The sequence below is a fragment of the Morganella sp. HSTU-ASny43 genome (genome assembly GCF_022819185.1).
GTDB classification, from domain to species: Bacteria; Pseudomonadota; Gammaproteobacteria; order Enterobacterales; family Enterobacteriaceae; genus Morganella; species Morganella morganii.
Window position 1 is genome coordinate 117,286 of the sequence record NZ_WSPG01000005.1, and the last position, 15,621, is coordinate 132,906.

16 protein-coding genes are annotated in these 15,621 nt (G+C 53.9%); 2 read left to right on the top strand and 14 right to left on the bottom strand.

Going from position 1 to position 15,621, the window contains the following annotated elements; translation table 11 throughout:
• Nucleotides 1–7: 7 nt before the first annotated feature.
• The 14 genes from GN208_RS04270 to GN208_RS04335 form a co-directional block, all read right to left on the bottom strand.
• A complete protein-coding gene (locus GN208_RS04270; protein ID WP_004237093.1) occupies nucleotides 8–1,174 on the bottom strand; it encodes an NAD-binding protein in 1,167 nt (388 codons plus the stop codon).
• Nucleotides 1,175–1,186: 12 nt separating this feature from the next.
• Nucleotides 1,187–2,179 carry an urea transporter gene (gene yut, locus GN208_RS04275; protein ID WP_004237091.1) on the bottom strand — a complete coding sequence of 331 codons (993 nt, stop codon included), beginning with the start codon at nucleotides 2,177–2,179 and terminating at the stop codon, nucleotides 1,187–1,189.
• A gap of 93 nt (nucleotides 2,180–2,272) precedes the next feature.
• The gene (locus GN208_RS04280) at nucleotides 2,273–3,238 is read right to left on the bottom strand and encodes an urease accessory protein UreD (RefSeq protein ID WP_015422437.1); all 966 of its coding nucleotides are present in this window, start codon (nucleotides 3,236–3,238) and stop codon (nucleotides 2,273–2,275) included.
• Nucleotides 3,235–3,870, bottom strand: a complete 636-nt coding sequence (gene ureG / locus GN208_RS04285; RefSeq protein ID WP_004237089.1) for an urease accessory protein UreG — start codon at nucleotides 3,868–3,870, stop codon at nucleotides 3,235–3,237. The genes GN208_RS04280 and ureG overlap by 4 nt, the downstream gene beginning before the upstream one ends.
• A 33-nt stretch (nucleotides 3,871–3,903) precedes the next feature.
• Nucleotides 3,904–4,590: an urease accessory protein UreF gene (locus GN208_RS04290; RefSeq protein WP_004237086.1), complete on the bottom strand. Its 687-nt coding sequence runs from the start codon at nucleotides 4,588–4,590 to the stop codon at nucleotides 3,904–3,906.
• Nucleotides 4,591–4,614: 24 nt separating this feature from the next.
• On the bottom strand, nucleotides 4,615–5,292 hold the full coding sequence (gene ureE, locus GN208_RS04295; protein ID WP_004242099.1) for an urease accessory protein UreE: 678 nt from the start codon (nucleotides 5,290–5,292) through the stop codon (nucleotides 4,615–4,617).
• 56 nt (nucleotides 5,293–5,348) lie between these two features.
• Complete coding sequence (locus GN208_RS04300; RefSeq protein ID WP_004237084.1) at nucleotides 5,349–7,067, bottom strand: urease subunit alpha; 1,719 nt, start codon at nucleotides 7,065–7,067, stop codon at nucleotides 5,349–5,351.
• A 67-nt stretch (nucleotides 7,068–7,134) separates the two neighbouring features.
• On the bottom strand, nucleotides 7,135–7,557 hold the full coding sequence (locus GN208_RS04305; RefSeq protein ID WP_004237083.1) for an urease subunit beta: 423 nt from the start codon (nucleotides 7,555–7,557) through the stop codon (nucleotides 7,135–7,137).
• A gap of 29 nt (nucleotides 7,558–7,586) precedes the next feature.
• Nucleotides 7,587–7,889 (bottom strand): urease subunit gamma, encoded by a 303-nt coding sequence (locus GN208_RS04310; protein WP_004242097.1) that lies wholly within the window; start codon nucleotides 7,887–7,889, stop codon nucleotides 7,587–7,589.
• 422 nt (nucleotides 7,890–8,311) lie between these two features.
• The gene (locus tag GN208_RS04315; RefSeq protein WP_004237080.1) at nucleotides 8,312–9,109 is read right to left on the bottom strand and encodes an ATP-binding cassette domain-containing protein; all 798 of its coding nucleotides are present in this window, start codon (nucleotides 9,107–9,109) and stop codon (nucleotides 8,312–8,314) included.
• Nucleotides 9,109–9,915, bottom strand: coding sequence for an ABC transporter permease (locus tag GN208_RS04320; RefSeq protein ID WP_004237079.1), 807 nt, complete (start codon nucleotides 9,913–9,915; stop codon nucleotides 9,109–9,111). The genes GN208_RS04315 and GN208_RS04320 overlap by 1 nt, the downstream gene beginning before the upstream one ends.
• Nucleotides 9,912–10,880: an ABC transporter permease gene (locus tag GN208_RS04325; RefSeq protein WP_004237078.1), complete on the bottom strand. Its 969-nt coding sequence runs from the start codon at nucleotides 10,878–10,880 to the stop codon at nucleotides 9,912–9,914. Before GN208_RS04325 ends, GN208_RS04320 begins: the two co-directional genes overlap by 4 nt.
• Nucleotides 10,880–12,475, bottom strand: a complete 1,596-nt coding sequence (locus GN208_RS04330) for an ABC transporter substrate-binding protein (RefSeq protein ID WP_004237077.1) — start codon at nucleotides 12,473–12,475, stop codon at nucleotides 10,880–10,882. Before GN208_RS04330 ends, GN208_RS04325 begins: the two co-directional genes overlap by 1 nt.
• 669 nt (nucleotides 12,476–13,144) lie before the next feature.
• A complete protein-coding gene (locus GN208_RS04335) occupies nucleotides 13,145–13,921 on the bottom strand; it encodes an energy transducer TonB (RefSeq protein ID WP_243828298.1) in 777 nt (258 codons plus the stop codon).
• 192 nt (nucleotides 13,922–14,113) lie between these two features.
• Here GN208_RS04335 and GN208_RS04340 point away from each other — a divergent pair, with 192 nt between their 5' ends.
• On the top strand, nucleotides 14,114–14,656 hold the full coding sequence (locus GN208_RS04340) for a sigma-70 family RNA polymerase sigma factor (protein WP_004237075.1): 543 nt from the start codon (nucleotides 14,114–14,116) through the stop codon (nucleotides 14,654–14,656).
• Nucleotides 14,653–15,615, top strand: a complete 963-nt coding sequence (locus GN208_RS04345; protein ID WP_004237073.1) for a FecR domain-containing protein — start codon at nucleotides 14,653–14,655, stop codon at nucleotides 15,613–15,615. The genes GN208_RS04340 and GN208_RS04345 overlap by 4 nt, the downstream gene beginning before the upstream one ends.
• The last annotated feature ends 6 nt before the right edge of the window (nucleotides 15,616–15,621 follow it).

Below are 15,621 nucleotides of genomic sequence, written 5' to 3' on the forward strand. Positions count from 1 at the left end.
GCCCTGCTTATGGCGCTTTGGCTAATAAGATGTCAGCCATAACACTGTTATTGATGTTCTCGCCGCACAGCATTTTCATCAGCACTTCACTGCCGAGCTGTGACAGGGAGAAGGTCATATCCGCATGCAGCAGGCGCATTTTGTCGCTGTTCTCTTCCTGATTCACCACAGTCACGGTTTTCACGCCTTCACCGGCCAGCTGTTTCACCGCCAGCAGCGCAAAGGTGTTGTCCGCGTCGTTATCACCGATGGCCATCACGCAACGGGCATCTTTGACATTAGCTTCATTCAGGGTCACGGCATCGGCACTGTCACCGGCCACGGTCACGGTGCCGTCAGGGAAGTGCTTTTTGTCCTCATCAGAACAGATCACCACCACCTGCAAACCGCGTTTTTTCAGTCCTTTATAGATATTGACCGCCAGCGGATTCGCGCCGATAACAACATAATGCTCTTTCATGTGTAACAACCTCTTTTTGACAATCTCGCGTGTGCCGCGCAGGACGACACCCACAATGTACACAATGGATGTGGTGAAAATCGTGATACCGAACACCACCACCGTCAGGGTAAACATCCGCGCTTCCACGCTGATCGGGATGATGTCCCCGAAGCCGACCGTGGTCATACAGACCAGGGCAAAGTAGAAGGCAGCTGAGATATCCGTGACATGCGGCTGGAACTCATTGCCGAGATACAGGGTGCCGAAGACGGAATAGACCACCAGCAGGATAATACTGCTGACCGCCACCACGCCGGCACTGGTCAGGCTGTGATGCGGGAACTGCCGCCACAGGCAGCCGGACGCAATCAGCAGCGCCAGCGAGAACAACCCCTGCAGTGAGTATTCCCGGGCCAGCCCCAGATCCATCAGTACCATCGTGAGCAGGATAAACAGGGAGAACAGCCAGGCGATGCGTGCGCCGGTCAGCATCAGCAGCGCCAGCAGTGCCAGCAGTAACCCCAGCATAAAGCGGGGAATATCCAGCAGTTTTATAAACCCGAGCGACTGTAACCACGCGGTGAAACCGCCGTCCTGCCAGGCAATATCCCCGGTATAGGAAAACAGCACCGGCGACAGGATCATCACCCCGTCAATAAACAGCAGCACCGACAGGATCACCCGCAGACTCAGTAATTTATGTAACCCTGTCTTCAGTAGATTACTCTGCATATTTCTCCCCTTTTACTGACGGTGTTCCGGCATGATGTCCTGATTCGGCACCAGGAACAGCCAGGAGGCCAGAACGAACGGCATGGTCAGTGTCGGAATACCGAACGGCGAGACCACCACATCCAGCGCGCCCTGGACAAACACCGTAAAAATCACACCCACTACGGTATACACCAGCACTTTGAAGCTCGGTTTATTAAATGTGGAACCCAGCGCGATCGCAGTTAACACGGCGCTGAATGAATACAGCCCGGTATGCACACTACCGAAGTCTGCTTTCAGGAAAGATGCCACACCAAAAGCCAGCAGTGAGCCAAAGACCGCAAAGACCGCCGCCCACACAGAACTGACTGCCAGACCGATCACAAACAGGATCCCCACGGTAATGCTGCTCAGCAGAAAGACCTCTGACACACCACGAAAAATATCCGGGATCAGATCGGAATACGGGATCCCGGCGATCGGTGCCACATACTGATCCGGCAGTGCCGGCCCCGGCAGACTGACGCCTTTGATACCGAAGAAACTGTAACTGGCCAGCAGGATAGTCCAGGTCACCAGCACGAAAGGCGCGGTCAGCGCAGCAACTTTCCAGTTTTTCAGGAAATCGGTCAGTGAGATGGTGGCGATCACCGCCACGATACTGCCGAGCACAATGGCCGCCCACATAAACGGTGTGTTATCCAGGAAGGTCGGCAGCGCCACACCGACCAGGCAGCCGTTATAGCCGTACAGCCCGGCACGCAGTGAAGTGACATCCATTTTGCTGACATACGCCGTCAGCGTGGACACCACGGTACCGAGCAGACAGCCCCAGCCGACCGCCGGAATGCCTTCACTGTATGCACCGATAAAAATAGCGGCGAAAAAGAACAGCCCGGTCAGCGGGTTGTTCTGAAACATCACCTGCGCACAACCACGCAGCGTGATATCAATAAAATGTATGACAGGATTGGATCCGGCCAGTTTATTCCAGCCGTTCTGACTGACTGTTGAAGTTGCCATCGTCTTTCCCCTGAAGGTAAACCGGACAAAGGGACTGATTATGCTGATAATAACCAGTCCCCTGAGTAACCACCGGTGTCATCCTGCAGCGCATCAGCGCCACAGGAACGGTTTCTGCAATGTGATGCCGAGGATCTCTTCCCGGGCGATTTGCCAGAAATAACGGACAGCCTCTTTGGTTTTCGGGCTGTCGATTCCCAGCACTTTGAAGACCAGACCGCACTCGTTCGGCAACTGCGTCGCCCCGAATGCAACCTCTTCATCCGTGTCATAACGGGCTTCCAGACGCTCCAGGATACGGGCATGATGCTCTTTCGGTGTCAGTAAAATCACGTTACCGAAAACATCAAAACCCCCCATCACGCCGACCACATTCAGTGCTTCTTTTTTCGGTTCCAGAATGTATTTTTCAACAAATAATTCTTTTCCCTCATTGTCCTGCGCCCGGATCTTTGAGGAAAAAATATCAAACCCGAACTGTTCGTCCGGATGGTGATATTTCCGCCCCGACATCAGGATCTCGGAATAGATCACCGTTGCTGTCGGATCAACCGTGATCTGAGTGTCCGTTAAAAAACGGGCATTACGGTGCGGGATAATCGGATCCGGCATAAACTCCAGATAACCACCGGCTTCCACCACCACATTCTGGTACTGTGTGGCGTAGTTCGCCTCCATCATGTGAATTTTGGTGGCGGACTGTGTGGTGACATGGGCGCACGCCCCCTCTTCCACAATCAGATCCAGCGCCTGGCGGTCGCCCTGTAACAGGCAGCCGGAGGTGGAAATCATAGTGACACACGGCATCTGCGGCATCATTTCATCCCAGTACAGCGCGCGCTGCACCAGAGAAGGCACACGGCGCTCCATTTCCACCATTTCACTGCGGTATTCCCGTTTGGCAAACCGCAGTTTCAGATAGCCGCTTTTCCCGATGGCACCACTTTGCATCTGCTTTGGCTCATCCTGGTAAGGCGCCATTTCCGGCGCCTTTTCCCCTAAGAGATGAGCCCGGAGACGTGTCGGCGTCCCCGCGATCTCAGCCCTCAGTTGTGTCATGCTTTTGCTCCCGCCTGGTGGGTGAACAGGAATTTATCCATGATCATATCCACCAGCTCCACCACGCCTTCGCCGGTTTTGCAGTTGGTCATGACATACGGACGGTTGCCACGCACTACTTTGGTGTCACTTTCCATCACTTCCAGGCTGGCACCGACGTACGGTGCGAGGTCGATTTTGTTGATCACCAGGATATCCGCCTGCACCAGGCCCGGGCCGTTTTTACGCGGGATTTTTTCCCCTTCCGCCACATCGATAACATAGATGTAGAAGTCAGCGAGTGCCGGGCTGAAGGTCAGCGTCAGGTTATCGCCGCCGCTTTCAATCATGATGACGTCGCTGTCCGGGAAACGCTCTTCCATATCTTCCACGGCTGCAATGTTCATACTCGGGTCTTCGCGTACGGCAGTGTGCGGGCAGGCACCGGTTTCAACGCCGAGGATTTTCTCTTCGTCGAGGATCCCTTTCAGGGTGCGTTTGACCTGCTTCGCATCTTCGGTGGTCACGATGTCATTGGTGATGATTAACGGCTTGATCCCGCGTTCGATCAGGATCGGGGTGATCACTTCAATAATCGCCGTTTTACCTGAACCAACAGGGCCGCCGATGCCGATCCGTGTCATTTTTTTCATCAATATACTCCCGGAAAATAAGTCAGCCGCCTGTCAGTTCATAAACAGGCGGACAAAAGATTTGGTATGAACTGCCGCAAGGACGTCGATCACCGGCACATAGGAAGACATCTGTTCAATGTCGCCGCAGGCTGCAATATCGCAGAAGGTTTCAATGTCGTTGTTCAGCTCAAATAAAATGTGCTGTGTTTCAAAGTGCGTGATCCGCATCAGGCGCATGGCGGCGCTGAGGATCGTCATTGCGATCCCGTACTGATGCATAACCACCACTTCGCGTTCGCCGATACCCTGTACCGCCATCACAATAGCCTGAGTGACAGGCTGGGTGCCCGGGGTGTCCCCGCTTTTAATCTGTGCCAGCCACCATGCCACGAGCGGATCGTCAAAAATATGGACAGAAATTTCCGCCAGTTTTTTCCCCATCCGCGTTGCCATCAGGCGGGCTTCTTCATTCAGTTTGCGGTTATTCACCGCCCGGTCGACCCGCAGAATGGCGTCGTTATCACCGGCAAGCACTGCGCGGTGTGCCGCGACAACAGCAATACCGTCACCGCTCGCCGCCTGTTTCAGCGCGGTGCGGACAAAGCCTTTCAGGGTTTCGGCATCATGTACCACACCCGTCTGAATCGCCGATTCCACACCGTTTGAGAAAGTAAAGGCGCCGACGGGAAGTGCCGAATCACCAAACTGCATGATCCGGATAAGATCAGCCGCTTTCATCACACGTTCTCCCGTTCCGGTCTGTCAGTGTTTGTGGTCATGGTCGTGATCGTGGTGATGATCATGGCCGTGGTCGTGACTGTGGTCATGATCATGGCTGTGCCCGTGATCGTGGCCGTGTGAATGTGAGTGCCCGTGGTTATGTGCCACATGCACGTGAGTATCTGTCTCTTCCGCGCCGCCGAACAGCAGACGGGATTCTGAGTTGGTCAGGATCGGCAGAATGGTTTCGCCTTTGACGAAGGCAAACGTATCATTGCCGAAGCCGTGGGTGCGCATCACCGATTCCATCACTTTTTCACTGACGGTCAGCGGGACATACACCTTGTTTTCTTTGATAACGGCTTTCCAGTGCTGGTTACCGAGCGCATGGCCCAGTTCAAAACTGATGCGGATCTGCTCTTCCGGCGTGCTGCCCTGAAGACGTTTAAGATCAACAACCATGACATCACGCAGATCGATCTGGACAACAACCATCGTATTGGTGGCGTCGTCGGTGTGGATCACATCTCCGTCAGACAACAGCACGTTGCGATCCAGCGCGATCCCGATATCCAGCCCGTTTTGGGTGTGTTTACGGCAGCGGCTTTTCTGGGCTTCACGCTGATCGAGGATCAGCATATCCACCGTCATTTCGTTCGCTTTATCAGCCCACGCCTGATCTTTTCTGACGTTGCCGAGAATGTGCTCAATGAGGATCATGGAATTACCTTTTTGTTATGCCCGGCGGGCAGAACAACACCCGCCGGGGAAGTCAATCAGCCGAAGAAATAACGCTGGTTCATCGCCGCCACCGAGATTGGCTGGCAGGTCGCGTGTTCCCCGTTAACTTTCACCGCGAAGGTTTCCGGATCCACTTCGATATCCGGGGTTTCGCCGTTACGGACCAGGTCGCGTTTGGTGGTGGTGCGCATGCCCTGAACCGCGACAACTTCACGCTCCAGACCGGCTTTCTCTTTCACACCATCTTCCAGTGCTGCCTGGGAAACGAAAGTCACACAGGTATCCTGCAGGGTTTTACCCATCGCACCAAACATCGGACGATAGAAGACCGGCTGCGGCGTCGGCAGGGAGGCGTTAGGGTCACCCATCGCTGCCCAGTTGATCATGCCGCCTTTGATAACCAGTTTTGGTTTCGCGCCGAAGAAACGCGGATCCCACAGGACCAGGTCCGCCATTTTGCCGACTTCGACTGAGCCGAGCACATGGCTGATACCCTGGGCAATCGCCGGGTTGATGGTGATTTTTGCCACGTAACGCAGAACACGGAAGTTATCGTTACCCGCCGCATCTTCCGGCAGCTTGCCGCGTGCCGCTTTCATCGCGTTAGCGGTCTGGATCACACGCAGCCAGTTCTCACCGACACGGCCCATCGCCTGGGAGTCACTGGAGAACATGGAGATAGCACCCATATCATGCAGCACGTTTTCCGCTGCGATGGTTTCCGGACGCACGCGGCTTTCCGCGAAGGAAACGTCAGCCGGGACATTCGGGTTCAGGTTGTGACATACCATGATCATGTCGAACAGTTCTGCCTGGCTGTTGATGCCGTACGGCAGTGTCGGGTTAGTGGAGCTCGGCAGCACGTTCGGCTGGCTGACCACTTTGATGATGTCCGGCGCATGACCACCGCCCGCACCTTCGGTGTGGTAAGTATGGATAGTACGGCCTTCAAAGGCTTCGATGGTATCTTCCACATACCCGCCTTCGTTCAGACTGTCAGTATGTACCGCAACCTGGATATCATAATCATCTGCCACACGCAGGGCATGACGGATGGCGTTGGAGGTTGCACCCCAGTCTTCGTGGACTTTCAGACCGGCAACACCGGCAATGATCTGTTCAACCAGCGGATCGCGGGCAAAAGAGTTACCTTTCCCGAGCATACCGACGTTAACCGGTAAACCTTCCAGTGAACGCAGCATCGCGCGGATGTTCCACGGACCGGCGGTAACCGTTGTCCCGTTGGTGCCGTCTGTCGGCCCGATACCGCCGCCGAAGAAGGTGGTGACACCGTTGGACAGCGCCGCATAAGCCTGCTGTGGTGAGATCAGGTGAATGTGGGTATCGATACCCGCCGCTGTCAGGATCAGATGCTCACCGGAGATAGCATCAGTCGATACCCCGGCAACCATTCCCGGGGTGATACCGTCCTGCAGGTTCGGGTTACCGCTCTTGCCGATACCGACAATTTTACCGTCCTTCACACCCACGTCCGCTTTGATGACGCCTAATTTGGCATCCAGGATAGTGACGTTGGTGATAACCAGGTCGAGCACGCCGTTGTCGCTGGTCAGCGTGTTGTTCGCGCCCATCCCGTCACGGAGGGATTTCCCGCCGCCGTAAACAGATTCTTCGCCGTAACCGCGTAAGTCTTTTTCAATTTCGATATAGAGATCGGTATCACCAAGACGGATTTTGTCTCCGGTGGTCGGCCCGAACAGGCCGCAATATTCTTGTCTGGAAATCTGTGGCATAACGTGTTCCTTATTTCGTTCAGGATGCCTGTGCATCACTGCCGGAAAATCGTGTCAGGACGGAGAATTACTTCTTCGCTTCTGCTTTATGGCTGAAACCGCGGGCAATCGCTTCGTTCAGAGCAATCGCTTTTGCCGGACGTTCGCTGGTGGCCACATTATTACCGGCCCAGCCGTCCACCAGGTTGTTAAACCCGTAAACTGTCTGTTTGCCGCCGTAAGGAATAAGAGAAACTTCAGTTTCATCACCCGGCTCAAAACGGATTGCGGTGGTGGATGAAATATTCAGGCGTTTGCCGTAAGCCGCTTCGCGATCAAATTCCAGGGCATGGTTCACTTCAAAGAAATGAAAATGCGAACCGACCTGAATCGGGCGATCCCCGGTGTTACGGACTTTAATTTTGGTTTCCGGCTTACCGGTATTAAATTCAATCGGGGTATCCGCAAAAATGACTCCGCCTAACGGCGTGGGTTGTTTTGTATTGCTCATAATCAGAACCTCACCTTTTTGCTGTACGTTTATTTGATTGGGTTATGAACCGTCACCAGACGGCTGCCGTCTGTGAAAATCGCCTCAACCTGCACATTCGGGATTAAATCATCCACCCCTTCCATCACGTCGGCTTTGGTCAGTACGGTGGCAGCTTCTTTCATCACATCTTCCACTGTTTTGCCGTCACGGGCGCCTTCCAGTGCTGTCACGGTAATAATCGCGACCGCTTCCGGGTAATTCAGTTTTACCCCTCTGTCGCGACGTCGCTGCGCGACATCCGCCAGGGTATATACCATCAGCTTTTCAACTTCTCTCGGGGTTAATTGCATAACGCCTCCACAATTGAATGAAAACAGAGTCATCAGACAGCAATCCGGATATCAGTATTCCGGGATACCGTGATTTCAGTTTTTATTTCAGTGACGCATCCGCTGAATGCAGACACAATCCGCCACTGACCGCCGGACATGCGCAGGCGCACACCCGGAAATACTAAAGCGTGAAAAATGTAAGCTGTTAATCAGCCATAAAAAAATAAATCATGCACCGCTGTTCTCCTGATAAGAAAACGAGGTTCAGATCCCTTTCAGACTATGCGGAGTTTCCGTTACCGCATATAAATGAATTAATATCCGCTACTGTGTTTAAATATAAAATAAATAACCCTGCTGATTTTCAGCAAATAAATAAAAAATACTCATATACGGACGAATTAAAGCGGATTATCACCTGTATTCATCCGTCATTCTTATTACCGCCTCATCCCGGTATATTTCCGCCCCGCCAGAAAACGGTGTTCCGGCAGTGCGTCCCACAGTGACTGCAGCCACGGGCTGCCTTCCCCGTTCAGTAATGCCTGCGATGTCAGTGTTTCCTGTAAAACCCCGTGACGCAGCACGGCAATCCGGTCAGCAAAGCGGGCGGCCATCGCCAGATCATGCGTGACCCACAACACACCGCGCCCGTCCGCACACAGCACTTTCAGATGCGCGAGTATCTGCCCCGCATGTTCGTCATCCAGCCAGGATGTAATTTCATCCGCCAGAATATACTGCGCCCCGGTCAGCGTTGCGCCGCAGGTCAGCACCCGTTTTGCCATTCCGCCGGAGAGCCGGTTCGGAAACGCATCCGTCAGCTCAGGCCGGAGGTTATAACGTTGCAGCTGGCGCGCCACGTCGTGCATCTTCACATGCATACCGCTGAGTGTGGCCGCGCGTTCCAGCTGCGGGCCGACCCGCACCAGCGGATTCAGCGCACTCACCCCCTGCGGTACGTAACACAGGGTGTTGCCGCGGTGCAGCTGTTTGCTCTCTTCCGTCAGGGTTTCCCCCGCCAGCGAGATAGCGCCACGGCAGCGCATATTATCCGGCAGAAGCCCCAGTGCACTTTGCAGCAGCAGGCTTTTGCCTTCCCCGCTGCTGCCGACCAGCGCCACCAGCTCACCGGGCTGAACTACCAGGGAGATATCTGTCAGCAGCGGCTGCCAGCGTTTTTTCCGCAGCCAGCTGAACTGTGCGACATCAATGGCAAGCCGGTCAAATTTCAGCATTATGCGATCCTCAGCCAGAGCTGTTGTAAGGCTTTCGCAAACTGATCAAACAGTAACACCAGTCCGACCAGCACCAGTCCTGGGAAAAATGCCAGCCACCAGGCACCGGTACTGAGATAGCGCAGTGCATCTGACAGCAGGATCCCCAGTGATGCCTCATGCGGCGCAAGCCCGAAGCCCAGAAAACTGAGCGCCGCACTGTGCAGTACCGAATGCGGGAACATCAGCAGTGTGCCGACAATCCACTGCGGTAATAACATTGGCAGATAATGATGACGCCAGCAATACAATCGCGAATTTCCCATGCGTTGTGCCAGCATCACATAATCCGTTTCCCGCACCCGCAGGATTTCCGAGCGCAGGATCAGCGTCAGTTTCGGCCAGTGTGTCAGGGCTATCGCCCAGATCACGCCGGATTTTCCGCCGCCCAGGGTGAAACAGATTAAAATCAGCAGCAGCAGATGCGGCAGCGCCAGCAGTGCATCAATCACCCCGCGCACCAGATAATCTGTTCCTTTGTTAACCGTTGATAACCCGGCCATTGTCAGCGCCACCAGCCCGCTGGTCAGGGCGGAAATCAGTCCGATCTGCAGACTGGTTGCCATGCCCTGAAAAGTGCGATCCCACAGATCACGCCCCAGGCTGTCAGTGCCGAACCAGTGCGTGACAGACGGTGCCTGCCGCCGCGCCAGGAAATCCATATCAATATCAGTGTGTGTGATCCATATGGCATAGACGCCCAGCAGGATCAGCATCAGTAATGTGCCCGTCAGTTTTAACAGCGCACGGTTCGGGTTATACGTCATGATTCGCGGATCACTCCCTGATTCACGCGGCGCAGTAAAATATCCGCCGTGCTGTTACCGATAAAAATCAGGATCGCGCAAAACATCACAATACCCATCAGCAGCGGGATATCCCCCCGCAGCCCCGCGTCTATCGTCGCCTGTCCCAGTCCGGGATAGGCGAACACTTTCTCCGCCAGCAGTGAACCGCTCAGCAGTTCCCCCACAGAGGCAAACTGTAAACAGAGTGCCGGGGTAATGGCGTGACGCAGCACATGAAATTTAATCATCGGCCAGCCTTTATCCCCCTGCGCTTTCGCATAACGGATAAATTCGGTCCCCATCACTTCCGCCACTTTTGCCCGTGTGTGCAGGGCAATGTTACCGACACCGAGTAAGCCCAGCGCCAGCACCGGCAGAATCAGGTGATGAATTTTCTGCCCGAAGGTTGCTGTATCCGCATCCTCGCCCATCGGCCAGGCACAGCAGATTGGTGCCCAGTTCAGGGTGACCGCAAACAGCGACAGCAGCAGCAACCCTATCCAGAACGTCGGTATCGAAGCCAGCAGATACGACAGTGCCGAAATAATTTTGTCCGGCCAGCGGTTCAGATAACGCCCGGCCACCAGCCCCAGCAGCAGCCCGGCAATGCCCGAGAGCAGCCAGGCGCTGATAAGGAGTGCCAGTGACGGCCCGAGCCGCGCCGAAATCACCTCTGACACCGGCGCGTTATACAGCATAGAGTAACCGAGATCGCCCCGCAGCATCTGTGAGAACCAGATCCAGAACCGCTGCCACAGCGGCTGATCCAGTCCCCAGCGGGCGGCAATCGCCGGATACTGCTCCGGCGGCACATGCAGCAGATCATTTCCGATATAGGCTCTGATCGGGTCAATTGGCGAATAGCTCAGGAGGATAAATACCCCCGCCGCCGTGACCGTCAGCAGACAAACAAACCGCACGAAAAGGAGCAGGGCACTGCGCATTATTTACAGGTCCAGGCCCAGTCATCCACACTGTTGAGCAGTGACCATGACCCGTGGATCTCCGGTGCCCCCTTGCCCAAATCAACACAATCACTCACCACATAGGTATGCTGTACATTCAGCAGCCACGCCCAGGCGGCATCCCCTTTAATCCCGGTACCGGTTTTGCCGTTCCAGTCCACCTGCTGCCAGACAGGAATGGCGGCTTCCTGATCCGGCGCACTCATGGCTTTCTCAAGAATGGCATCCACCTGCGGATTTTTGTAATAGCCCGGGTTGTAGAATTCCACACCCGCCGCTTTGCTGCTGTAGTGATGGACTAACTCCATCGGATCCAGGCTGCCCCAGCCGAACAGCGTCGGGTTGGCGTGCATATGGCGTTCGACGGTTTCCCAGCTGCCGGACTGTAAATCCAGTTCAATGCCGATTGGTTTCAGGAAGGCGCGGATAGCCTGTGCCAGGTCACGGCGGGTGGTATCCCCGCTGGTGTACCACAGCGTCAGTTTGGCGACTTTGCCGTCTTTCTCACGCAGCCCGTCTTTATTGAGTTTCCAGCCGGCTTCTTCCAGAATCTGTTTTGCTTTTTCCGCATCACCATCTTTAAAGGCGGCTTCCGGGTTGTTCCACGGCAGGCCGTGAACACCGGTAAAGGCCGGTACGGCGTACCCTTCCATCACCTGCTCAGACAGCAGTTTGCGGTCAATCGCATAGTTGATGGCTTTACGGATGGCAACATCAGAGGTGATATCGTTACCGATCGGGTAACCCTGTGCATCTTTTTCACCGGCTTTCGGGATAGGGAAAACAATACCGCGGTTTTCCACGCTGGCGCGTTCCACCAGTTTCATCCCTTTGACATCACCGGCAGTTGCGGCAATCACCGGCGGAATGCGGACAACCTCAAGCTGGCGGCTCTGTGCGGCAGCAAAGGCGGCATCCTCATCCAGGAAGACAAACACCAGCTTGTTAAAGTCATTTTTCGGCCCGGCGTAGTACGGGTTAGCCTCAACAATCAGCTGCTGGCCCGGCTGGAAAGCTACCAGGCGGTACGGCCCGGCACCCACCGGTTTTTGGGCATACTGTCTGGCATCATATTTATCGGCGGATACAATGCCGAGAGAGCCGAGCACGTTGATAAACGTACTCTGAGGTTCGGACAGGGTGATTTTCACTGTCAGCGGATCAATTTCCTCTGCTTTGGCAAAGTTACCCATATCGATTTTACCGCCGCCGGCGGCCGCATTGTTATAGGTGAACGCCACATCTTTGGCGGTCAGCGGGGAGCCGTCAGAGAATTTCAGGTCTTTTTTCAGCTTCAGTGTCCACTCTTTGCCGTCGGCATTGTGGTCGTAGCTGTCCAGCAGGTAGCTGTGCCAGGAAAGATCGGCCTTTTGTTTGAGCAGCGGGCTGTGCAGTAACAGATAACTGCCGTGGCTCCAGCCGAGCATCGGGTCAAACCCTTCTGTCGGTTCTGCGCCGATGGCCAGCCGCAATGTATGACCGGTATTTTCTGCCGCAGCCAGCGCTGAAGCACTGATTGCTGTACCTAACAGCAGAGAGACGAGTGTTCTTGCAAAAACTGACTTTTTAGTCATTACTTGTCCTTACCTAACTAAAATTTACAATGTTTAATTTTGAGTTAATCCGGCGTTACGCAAAATCACCTATAAAAAATTAATCTACCAAAGAAAACAGAGTTTATACCACTAAAATCACGTCCGAAAATGATGCATATTAATGAATCGTGGTAAAAATCGGATTTCTCATATATTAAATTCTTTTATTCAATCCTGCTGCTGAATAATAACATCATTACATATTTCTCTGATAATTTCAGAATGAAATATTTTGTAACAACCTACCCGTAAACAGACTAAAAATGATTATTTGCCAAAGCATTATGATGTTTACACACGGGCTCGCAGGTGATGTTATCAGCATGACAGTTACACATTTCTTAACAGCTTAACACACTCTTTTTGATTATAACGGTTGAATTCTCTTTAGTATTATATATTAATAATATTAATTATTTTCTTTCGGAAAATATAATCATAACACGTCATCACAGGATTTTATCCAGGTCTGAACCCGCTTTACTGCGCCTGTTGCAATATGAGTAACTGAAACTCATTCAGATAAATTAAGAAAACCACAGAAAAACCGAAATATTAAGCAGAGAAAAGATAACAAGGGAAACAAAAATGCGGAAAATACAGACAATTCCTGGTAATAAAAACGTAACTTCGGGAATTGTCTGCTGGTTACAGGTAAAAACCGATGGGAGTGACTATCTCAATATGACCGTTTCTGCCGCGTTCCTGTGGCGGCAGCGGGAAAGGTGATGCCCGTTGTACGGTGGCAAGCGCTTCTTTATCGAGCATTTTTGTGCCGGATGAATTAACCAGCTCCGCAGAGACAACATTTCCCTGCATGTTCAGAGTCACTTTCACATGAGAAACGCCGGTGGATTTATAGCGCAGCAGTGCGCGCGGATAGCGTTTATATTTCGCCAGATGCGAATGTACCGAGCTTTCCCAGCCGGTACTGCCGCTGACCGGCTGCGGTGCATGGCTGGTAAAATCCGCACGGCTCGCGGAACTGTCGCCCTGACGCGGCGCGGAAGTGCTTTCTGCCAGTACCGGAGACGGATTATCCGTTTCCGGCATTTTGATCTCTGTTACCGGTTTTTTGTCCGCTTTTTTCTTTGGTTTTTCCGCTTTCCGTGTCCAGGTGCCCTGGTCAGAAACCGCCAGTTTATCGACAGCAGACTCCCGCTCCGGCTCAGCCACCGGCTGTGGTGCCGGTTGTGACATCACCTGTCTGACACCTTCCGCCTTTTCCGGCGGTGCACTTTCCAGCTGATAAACTCCCGGCATCAGTACAAACGCCGGGGGCAGCATGCCTTTCGGCTCATCCGCTGAAAAACCCAGCCAGCCCAGAAACAGTGCCAGCAGCAGCGCGTGAGCACCCACACTGGCAGCTGTGCCGCCGACTGAATATCGCCTGTTCTGATAACAGGCCGCAGCCACATTCAACATCACTCAACTCACTTTTTTAATCGTTATTCACGTATTTCAATTTGTAAAATTACAGGCATAATGATAACGCAAATGATATTGCTTTTTATTATTAAATAATAATTCAAATAACAACAATGAGATTTTTTGGATTTTTCTAAGCAATGCGTAATGACTCCTTCAATTACGATGACTTCGATACACACCAGAAAAATGACGACTGAGAAATCGGTAAGCAGGCTTATCGCCGGGGCTTATCACTCAACCTACCATCAGCTTGTCCGCTTCTTCCATAAGCGGCTGGGCAACAGTCAGGATGCACGGGATTTGTCGCAGGATGTGTTTGCCCGCTGGCTCAAAGGCGGCAACGAGACATCTGTGCAGGAAACCCGCGCGTTCCTGTTTAAGATCGCCAACAATGTGCTGACCGACCACTGGCGTCACAGCCGGCGGAAGGGCCGTGACCGGGTCAGTGAGTGGGATGATTCACTGACAGAGGAAGTGGCACAGGCACACGCCGATCCTCAGGTACAGCTCGAACACCGGCAGCGGCTGGACAGGCTGTATCAGGTGCTGAATGAACTGCCGCCCCGTCAGCGGGAAGCCTTTGTGCTTTACCGGTTTGACGGACTTTCGCAAAGTGACATTGCCGAACGGATGGATATTTCTGTCAGTATGGTGGAAAAGCATATTGCCCGTGCCCTGCTGCAATGTAAACGCGCCATGAATGCCGCAGAGCAGAAGGACGGGGAATGACAGACCGGCGGGAGCAGGACGAACGGGAAGACGCCGCCGCACTGTGGTTTACGCGCTGGCACAGCCAGAGCATGACGGCACAGCAGCAGCGGGAATTACAGGCATGGCTGGCGGCTTCCCCGGAAAACCGGCAGGCGTTTGATGATATGGCGCTGCTGTGGCGGGAGATGTCGGCCCTGCCGCGCCCGGAAATCACAGAGCAGGCACCCGCCCGGGCTTTTCCGCTTCTGCGCCCGCTGCGCCATACCCTCGCCGGACTGTTTATCCTGGTGATGCTGTTTCTGCCCTACAGCCAGTTACCCGCCCTGCTGATGGATAACCTGACGCTCGCCACCGCCGCGGAAAGCAAATCCATGATCCTGCCGGACGGCAGCCGCATTTTTCTCAGCCGTGACAGCGAAGCGGATATTACCTATGAACAGACACACCGCCGTATTTCCCTGGTGCGCGGTACCGCCTTTTTTCAGGTGAAATCCAACCCGTGGCGGCCGTTTGTTATCCGCGCGGACGGCAGAGAGATAACGGTTGTCGGCACGGAATTTGATGTCAGCCGCCGGGGAACGGAAGTGGCAGTCTCTGTGGCAAACGGGATTGTCGCCCTGCGGGATGCGCCGGATGAAAAACCGGTGTATCTGCGTGCCGGGGATAAAGCTGTCAGCCCCGCGCAGGGCGCTGCACTGCTGCTCAGCCATATCCCGCCGGAACAGGCCGGGGAGTGGCGCAACGGACAGATCACCCTCACCGATACCCCGCTGCGTGATGTTGTTGACCGCCTCGCACCTTACAGCAACCACCCCGTCTCACTTGCCGCGAATGCGGCGGATCTGACCGTCTCCGGCCGGGTCACCCTTTCCGAAACCGATGCCTTTTTCACGGCATTGCCGCTGCTGTTACCGGTTGAAGTCACCGAACTGCATGACGGCAGCCTGTTGATTGTGAAGAAAAATAAAAATAAATGAAAAAAA